The sequence below is a fragment of the Bradyrhizobium oropedii genome (assembly GCF_020889685.1).
Lineage (GTDB): Bacteria > Pseudomonadota > Alphaproteobacteria > Rhizobiales > Xanthobacteraceae > Bradyrhizobium > Bradyrhizobium oropedii.
The window spans coordinates 19728-27810 of the sequence record NZ_JACMYO010000115.1; the positions used below are offsets into that span (position 1 = coordinate 19728).

The 8083-nt window shown below is 65.1% G+C and carries 10 protein-coding genes; 8 read left to right on the top strand and 2 right to left on the bottom strand.

The features are described from left to right. The first annotated feature begins 207 nt into the window (after positions 1-207). The 6 genes from ccmA to H8A95_RS27620 all read left to right on the top strand — a co-directional run bounded on the left by ccmA (position 208) and on the right by H8A95_RS27620 (position 4101). Complete coding sequence (gene ccmA, locus H8A95_RS27595) at positions 208-810, top strand: heme ABC exporter ATP-binding protein CcmA (protein ID WP_229186070.1); 603 nt, start codon at positions 208-210, stop codon at positions 808-810. Between the two features lie 493 nt (positions 811-1303). After that, entirely contained in the window at positions 1304-1972 is a 669-nt protein-coding gene (gene ccmB, locus H8A95_RS27600; RefSeq protein ID WP_163150816.1) for a heme exporter protein CcmB, read from the top strand. Positions 1973-2036: 64 nt separating this feature from the next. Continuing rightward, on the top strand, positions 2037-2780 hold the full coding sequence (locus tag H8A95_RS27605; protein ID WP_229186071.1) for a heme ABC transporter permease: 744 nt from the start codon (positions 2037-2039) through the stop codon (positions 2778-2780). A 4-nt stretch (positions 2781-2784) separates the two neighbouring features. Further along, the gene (ccmD, locus tag H8A95_RS27610; protein ID WP_229186072.1) at positions 2785-2961 is read left to right on the top strand and encodes a heme exporter protein CcmD; all 177 of its coding nucleotides are present in this window, start codon (positions 2785-2787) and stop codon (positions 2959-2961) included. Continuing rightward, entirely contained in the window at positions 2961-3554 is a 594-nt protein-coding gene (locus H8A95_RS27615) for a DsbE family thiol:disulfide interchange protein (RefSeq protein WP_229186073.1), read from the top strand. The genes ccmD and H8A95_RS27615 overlap by 1 nt, the downstream gene beginning before the upstream one ends. A gap of 169 nt (positions 3555-3723) precedes the next feature. Continuing rightward, positions 3724-4101, top strand: a complete 378-nt coding sequence (locus tag H8A95_RS27620; RefSeq protein ID WP_229186074.1) for a ComEA family DNA-binding protein — start codon at positions 3724-3726, stop codon at positions 4099-4101. 67 nt (positions 4102-4168) lie between these two features. On the opposite strand, the gene H8A95_RS27625 is transcribed toward H8A95_RS27620, so the two are convergent. After that, positions 4169-4768, bottom strand: coding sequence for a septation protein A (locus tag H8A95_RS27625; protein ID WP_229186075.1), 600 nt, complete (start codon positions 4766-4768; stop codon positions 4169-4171). A gap of 173 nt (positions 4769-4941) precedes the next feature. After that, entirely contained in the window at positions 4942-5886 is a 945-nt protein-coding gene (gene ftsY, locus H8A95_RS27630; RefSeq protein WP_229186076.1) for a signal recognition particle-docking protein FtsY, read from the bottom strand. A 49-nt stretch (positions 5887-5935) separates the two neighbouring features. On the opposite strand from ftsY, the gene H8A95_RS27635 reads away from it, so the two are divergent. Then, positions 5936-6637, top strand: coding sequence for an RluA family pseudouridine synthase (locus tag H8A95_RS27635; protein WP_229186077.1), 702 nt, complete (start codon positions 5936-5938; stop codon positions 6635-6637). Positions 6638-6742: 105 nt separating this feature from the next. After that, positions 6743-7882: a DUF2336 domain-containing protein gene (locus tag H8A95_RS27640; protein WP_229186078.1), complete on the top strand. Its 1140-nt coding sequence runs from the start codon at positions 6743-6745 to the stop codon at positions 7880-7882. The last annotated feature ends 201 nt before the right edge of the window (positions 7883-8083 follow it).

An 8083-nucleotide genomic window follows, 5' to 3' on the forward strand; every position in this document is an offset into this window, starting at 1 on the left:
AGGGTAACTAAACACCGGCGACCGACACGGGCCGAGGGGATGGCCTGGATGGCTTGCGGCCGCCGATTGTGTGTGCTGCATCAAGTTCCGGGCTTATAGAACCTTTCTAGAAGCGCCGCCACACCGACAAGCGTGCGACAGCGTTGCGCGACCCAAAAATTCTCACGCGGTAGCGAAAGATTTCAGAGGGCTGTGACAAGACGAACCATGCGGCTCTCGGGACGAAATCTGAAATGCGTGCGCGGCGGACGCGAGGTGTTTTCCGGCCTCGATCTGTCGACCACCTCAGGCGAGGCGCTCGCCGTCACCGGCCCCAACGGCGCGGGCAAGACCTCGCTGCTGCGGGTCCTCGCCGGGCTGCTGGTTCCCGCCGAAGGGTCGATCGCACTGGAAGGCGGCGACGCCGAGCTCAGCCTGCCCGAACAGGCCCACTACCTCGGCCACCGCGACGCCCTAAAGCCGGCGCTAAGCGTTATGGAAAATCTTTCCTTCTGGCGGGAATTCCTTGGCGGCGAGACCATGGATGGCGGCCAATGCCTTGCCGCCGTGGCACTCGACCACGCCGCGCATCTGCCAGCGGCCTACCTCTCCGCCGGCCAGCGCCGCCGCCTGTCGATCGCGCGCCTGCTTTCGGTGCGGCGGCCGGTCTGGCTGCTGGACGAGCCGACCTCGGCACTCGACGCAGCAGGACAGGCGATGTTCATCGGCCTGATGCGCGACCATCTCGCCAGCGGCGGCCTGATCATAGCGGCGACGCATCTGCCGCTCGGCATCGATGCGCATGACCTGCGGATGGGAGGCGCAGCATGAGACGACGAACCTCCCCGCCACTTTGCCGCGCTCTCTCCGTCCCCTCCCCCCTTGCGGGGTTCGAGGCGAGCGAAGCTCGCTCTCGAGGTCAGGGAGAGGGGTGCCACACGGCAGACTCTATCCGTCGACGCCTCCGCGAAGCAGGGTCGAGATTGAAGGAGCAAAGTCCGCGTCAAACATCTCGCCCGGGGCCACCCCTCTCCCCCGCCCTCCCCCAACGCAAGTCGGGCCTGCCCGACTTGCGCAAGCTTGCGATGCGCAACCGGGGTAGACCCCGGTTGCGGGCAGGGCAATCGCATGTGACTCGGAGATACAGCCCACAACTGAATCGGATCGCGAACGAAGCGGAATCGAATGCAGAACGATTCCCCCATTTTCCTTCGGAAGGTCCGAATTTCCTGCCACATGCGATTGCCCTGCGGTTGCGGGGGGGAGGGAGCGCAGCGAGCACGCAGCAAGATTTTGGACGCCTCCTGCAAAGTGGATTTCTCACATGAGCGCCCTTGCCGCATTGATCCGCCGCGACATCCGGATCGCGCTGCGCGTCGGCGGCGGCGCGCTGATCGGGGTGCTGTTCTTCCTGACCGTCACGGTGCTGATGCCGTTCGCAGTCGGGCCGGATTTGGCGCTGCTGTCGCGGCTCGGCCCCGCCATTCTCTGGCTCGGCGCGCTGCTGGCGAGCCTGCTCACCCTCGACCGCCTGTTCACCGCCGACCATGAGGACGGCTCGCTCGACCTCATTGTGATGAGCCGGACGCCGCTGGAACTCGCCTGCGCCGCCAAGGCGCTGGCGCATTGGCTCGCCGCCGGGCTGCCGCTGATCATCGCCACACCCGTCCTCGGCCTGCTGCTCAATCTCGATGGCACGGCGACGCTTGCGGTCGCAGCGACCCTGCTGGCGGGAACACCGGCGCTGACCTTCACCGGCATGATCGGCGCGGCATTGGCGGTGACATTGCATCGCGGCGGGCTGCTGCTGGCTGTGCTGGTGCTGCCGCTGTCGATCCCGGTGCTGATCTTCGGGGTTGCGGCCTCGCAGGCGGCGATCTCGGGCCCCCTGCCCTTTGGAACACCTTTCTCGATCCTCTGCGCGCTGTCGCTGGCGAGCCTCGTGATCGGCCCGTTTGCCGCGGCCGCGAGCCTGCGGCACGGGCTGGACTGATCAAATCTCGCCGAGGGGAATTCGGCCGATTGCCTCGCTCACACCGGACGACTATCAGGGTGCCATGAAGCTGACCGAGACGCTGACCGACCTCGCCAATCCGACCAGGTTTCTGGCGCTGACCGCCCGCATCCTGCCATGGCTTGCGGGCGTGACCGCGATCCTGCTCGCGATCGGGCTCTACCAGTCGGCGATGGCGCCCGACGACTACCAACAGGGCGCCACGGTCAAGATCATGTTCATCCACGTACCGAATGCGTGGCTGGCGATGTTCGTCTGGGGCGTCATGAGCGTGGCCGCGCTCGGCACCCTGGTGTGGCGGCATCCGCTCGCCGACGTCGCCGCGAAGGCCGCCGCACCGATCGGCGCCGCCTTCACCTTCCTGGCGCTCGTCACCGGTTCGCTGTGGGGCCGGCCGATGTGGGGCACCTATTGGGAGTGGGATGCGCGGCTGACCTCGGTCTTGATCCTGTTCCTGATGTATCTCGGCCTGATGGCTTTGTGGCGCGCGGTGGAGGACCCTTCGCGCGCGGCGAGGGCTGCTGCGGTCCTCACTCTTGTGGGTGCGATCAACATCCCGATTATCAAGTTCTCGGTCGACTGGTGGAACACGCTGCATCAGCCGGCATCCGTGATCCGGATGGGCGGATCGACGCTCGACAAGGCGTTCCTGTGGCCGCTGCTGGTGATGGCGATCGCGTTTTCGCTGCTGTTCGTCACGCTGCACCTGGCGGCCATGCGCAACGAGATCCTGCGGCGGCGCGTGCGCAACCTGCAGATGATGCAGGCTAGTCAACGAGCGGCGTGAAACGATGTCGCTCGGTCCCTACGCCTCCTTCATCGTGACGTCCTATGCGCTGGTCGCCGCCGTCGTGCTGCTGTTGATCGTCTGGATCATCACCGACTATCGCCGGCAGCAGGCGCGCCTCAAGGAAATCGAGGCCAGCGGCGTCACGCGCCGCTCCGGCCGCAGCGCGGCGGATATTTGATGAGCGACCAGGCGACAAACAGCCCGCCGCAAGCCCGCCGCCTGCTGGTGGTGTTGCCGCTTGTGGTTTTCCTCGCCCTCGCCGGGCTGTTCCTGCTGCGGCTCTATGGCGGCGATCCCTCGAAAATCCCGTCGGCACTGATCGGCCGGCCGGCACCGCAGACCGCGCTGCCTGCGCTCGACGGCCTGGTGAAGGACGGCGCGCCCGTCCCGGGTCTCGATCCCGCCGCGTTCAAGGGCAAGGTCTCGGTCGTCAACGTCTGGGCGTCGTGGTGCGTGCCCTGCCATGACGAAGCGCCGCTGCTGACCGAGCTCGGCCGCGACAAGCGCTTCCAGATCATCGGCATCAACTACAAGGACTCGCCCGAGAATGCGCGGCGCTTCCTCGGCCGCTACGGCAACCCGTTCGGCATCGTCGGCGTCGACGGCAACGGCCGCGCCTCGATCGAATGGGGCGTCTATGGCGTGCCCGAGACCTTCCTGGTCGGGCGCGAGGGCAAGATCGTCTACAAGCTGGTCGGCCCGGTGACGCCTGACAACGTCAACAGTGTGCTGAAGGCCGAGATCGAGACGGCGTTGCACGCCGGACAGTAAGCGCATCGTCATTCAGCGGTGCTGTGAACCGCTGCTGAATGACGAGCGAAATGCCTGCGACAAAATACTGCGTCGCATTTATCTGCGGTTCATTTCGCGGCCACGGCAACGCCACGAACGCAACCCCAACTCAGCAGCGTTGGCATCAACGTTCCTCTGGAGGGGACAAATGCGCAAGACCAGACTCGCTTCACTTCTCGCCACCGCGCTCACGCTCGGCATGCTGACGGCGACGCCGTCGATGGCCCAGGGCGTTCAGCCGGCCACGCCCGCCACCAAATCGGAAGTCAACAAGATGGCTCCCGCGCCGAAGGCTGTGACGCCCGACGCGAAGACGACGGGGATGGCCAAGGACGACCTGCTCGACGTCAACAGCGCCACCGCCGACCAGCTCGACGCGCTGCCTGGTGTCGGCAAGGCCTACTCGGCCGCAATCATCAAGGGTCGTCCCTACAAGGGCAAGGATGAACTGGTGCAGAAGAACATCCTGCCGCAGGCGACCTACGACAAGATCAAGGACAAGATCATCGCCAAGCAGAAGAGCTGAACACTGAAGAATTGATCTCTGAGACCTCGGACGCAGCGCGGCGCAATCGCCCGCGCTGCGTTTCGATCTACTTCCGCAGGTCGCCGGCTTCCGCCTCGCTGGTCTCCAGCGAGACCGGTTCGAGGTGATAGCGCTTGGTCAGCGGCATCTGGGCGATGGCGAAGATCATGGTCAACGGCGTCACGCCGAACACCTTGAAGTTCACCCAGAAATCCGTGGTCTGGGTGCGCCAGACGATCTCGTTGAGGATGGCCATGCCGGCGAAGAACAGCGCCCAGCGCATGGTCAGGATGCGCCAGCCCTGCGGCGTCAGATTGAACATCTGGTCGAACATGACCGCGATGAAGGAGCGGCCGAACAGCAGGCCGCCGCCGAGCACGGCCGCGAACAGGCCATAGATGATGGTCGGCTTGACCTTGATGAAGGTCTCGTCGTGCAGCACCAGCGTCAGGGTGCCGAAAACAAGCACGATCACGCCGGTCACGATCGCCATGATCGGCACGTGCCTGGTCACCACATAGGACGCGATCATCGCCGCGACGATCGCCACCATGAACGCGCCAGTGGCGACGAACAGATGGTACTTGGCGTTCGCGACAAAGAACACGAGCAGCGGCCCGAGTTCGGTTGCAAGCTTGAACAGCGGATGCGGCTGGGTCTTGTCCATCAATTCAGTCCATTGAACTCGTGTCTTGTGAACTCGTGTCTTGGTCATCCTTCGAGACGGCGCTTCGCGCCTCCTCAGGATGACGACCTTTCGTATCCCACCGTCATCCCTGCACAACGGCTTTGCCGTTGTTGCCCGAGGAGCCCGCATTTGCGCGCGTCGCGAAGGATGAATTACTCGATCCCGGCAATCGCCTTGGCAAAATCCTTCGCGGTAAAGGGCGCGAGATCCTCGACGCCTTCACCGACGCCGATGAAATGCACCGGCAGCTTGTGCTTCTCCGACAGCGCGACAAGGATGCCGCCGCGTGCGGTGCCGTCAAGCTTGGTCATCACGAGACCGGTGACCCCTGCCGTACGATGAAACGCCTCGACCTGCGACAGCGCATTTTGTCCCACGGTGGCATCGAGCACCAGCAGCACCGCGTGCGGCGCCGACGCGTCGACCTTCTTGATGACGCGCACGACCTTTTCAAGCTCGTTCATCAGCTCGGACTTGTTCTGCAAGCGCCCCGCCGTGTCGATCAGCAGCACGTCGCGCTGCTGCTCCTTCGCGGCGGTCAGCGCGCTGAAGGCGAGGCTGGCCGAATCCGAGCCCTGGGCGCCGGCGATCACCGGCGACTTCGTACGCTCGCCCCAGACCTTCAGCTGCTCGATCGCCGCGGCGCGGAAGGTGTCGCCTGCGGCGAGCATGACCTTGCGGCCTTCGGCGGCAAATTTCGCGGCCAGCTTGCCGATCGTCGTGGTCTTGCCGGAGCCGTTGACGCCGACGACCAGGACGACGAACGGCTGCCTTGCCGCGTCGATCTCGAGCGGCTTCGCCACCGGCGCCAGCACCTTCTCGACCTCGGTCGCAACGACGTCCTTAACCTCGTCGGCGGAGATCGCCTTGTCGTAGCGGCCCTTGCCGACCGCCTCCGCAATGCGGACCGCGACATCGGTGCCGAGATCGGCGCGCAGCAGCACATCCTCGATGTCATCGAGCATGGCCGAATCGAGCTTGCGCTTGGTGACGAGGTCGGCGACCGCGGTCCCGATCGAACTCGAGGTCCGCTTCAGGCCGCCTTTCAGCCGCTGCCACCAGCTCTGTTTGGGAGTTCCCGCAGTGGTATCGTTCATGGCGCGGGTGTGTTAGCCGTTTCGGCTCACAAACGAAAGTCTCGACGAATTGATCGATGTTCACCAATTGACCGCGGAAGAAATCCTTGCGCGGGTGCTCCACCGCGACGGGCTGATGCTGGTCATCGACAAGCCGGCCGGTCTGCCGGTGCATCGCGGCCCCAAGGGCGGCCCCAATCTGGAAGCTTCCTTCGACGCGTTGCGGTTCGGCCTGCCGCGGCCGCCAGTGTTGGCGCATCGGCTGGACAAGGACACCTCCGGCTGCCTCGTCCTGGGACGCCACCGCAAGGCGACCGCCTCGCTCGGGCTGTTGTTCAAGCACAGCAAGATCGCGAAGACCTATTGGACCGTGGTCGAGGGCGGCCCCACTGAGGATGAAGGCACCATCGACATGGCGCTCGGCCGGCTCAACGCCGAGCGCGGCTGGTGGCAGAAGCCGGACCCGGATGGCCAGAAGGCGATCACCAACTGGAAGGTGCTGGGACGCGGCAACGGCCTCGCCTGGCTCGCGATGGAGCCGGTCACCGGCCGCACCCATCAGCTTCGGGTGCATTCGTCGGCGATGGGCTGGCCGATCGTCGGCGACAATATCTATGGCAATGGTCCGCGGTTCGGCGAGCCGACCCTGCACCTGCATTCCCGCGAAATCGGCATCCCGATCTCCCGCAACAAGGAGCCGGTCCATGTCGTCGCGCCGACGCCCGAGCACATGCAGGAGCGGCTGAAGGCCTGCGGCTGGAACGGCGAGTAGCCTAGGGGATTCTACGGAGCATTATCCTTACGAAACGTTCAGGTAAGCCCGATAGAGCTGCAAGCTGGCTTAGAACAAGCAATCGGGACGGGCTCAGGACGAGCAATGCTGAATGACGGGCAAGCAATTGCCGACGAGGTCGAAGCCGCGATACGCGCCGGCTCCGCCGAAAAATGCATCGCGACGACAAAGCGCGTCACCAGCCTTTTCCTCGCATCCGCCGGCAGCTTCAACAGCGAGCAGGTCGAGCTGTTCGACAACGTACTCGAGCGCCTGGTGAAGACCATCGAGTTGCGGGCGCTTGCCGACATCAGCGCCCGGATGGCGCTCACCGACATCAGCGAGCAGCTCGCACCGGTCGCCCAGGCACCGCCCGCGATCATTCGCCGCCTCGCCGGCAATGACGAGATCAGGATCGCTCGGCCGATCCTTCAGGAATCGTCGCGGCTTAGCGCGGACGACCTGGTCGAGATCGCGCAGACCAAGAGTGAGCAGCATCTGCTCGCCGTCGCCGGCCGCTGGTGGCTGAAGGAAGTCGTCACCGACGCGCTATTGGCCCGCAGCTTTGCGAGCGTGAGCCACCGCCTGGTCAGCAATCCCGGCGCCAAGCTGTCGCCGGGTGGATTTGCAGTCATCCTCGCGCAGGCCGAGCACGATCCAGCCCTCGCCGTCCAGACCGGCATCCGCGCGGATCTGCCCTCGGAGCTCCGCCTTCAGCTCCTGCGCGACGCAACGGAAGAAGTTCGCAGCCGTTTGCTGGAGCGCGCCCCGCCATATCTGTTCGAGGAGATCCGGCACGCGATCGCCGCGGTGGCCGCCGGCGTCGAGCGCGACATGTCGCAGGTCCGCGATTTCACCGCAGCCAGGCTCCTGGTCGCAAGGCTGAAGGACAGCGGCGAACTCAACGAGGCCGCCCTGCTCGGCTTCGCCAGGCAGCGAAAATATGAAGAGACCATCGTTGCGCTGGCGGACCTTGCGCCGTCGAGCATCGAGGTGATCCGCTCCCTGATGCAAAGCCTGCGCAGTGAAGGCCTGCTGGTGCCGTGTCGGGCGGCAGGCCTGAGCTGGGAGACCACCGCCGCGGTGATGGAATGCCGTTACACGACCGGCTCCATGGGACCCGTCGAGATCGCCAGCGCGAGGAGCCAGTTCACGAAACTGACCCGCGAAAACGCCGATCGCCTGCTGCGGTTTTGGCAGGTTCGTGCGACCCAGCCTGCAAGGCCCGGCGGACGTGCGCACTGAGCGCGTCATGCGCGATGCGCGACTGGTAGAGATACAACCTGTCAAGCAGCGTGTTCGGTGTCAGCATGTCGTCAACGCACGCTCCTCCAGTGTCGTCCCTGCGAAAGCAGGGACCCATACTCCGCGGCAGATGTCGCGAACCGGGCTCGTCGTTCCAGACGTCGCTCAGCAATGCCTAATCGTGGTTGGGTCCCTGCTTTC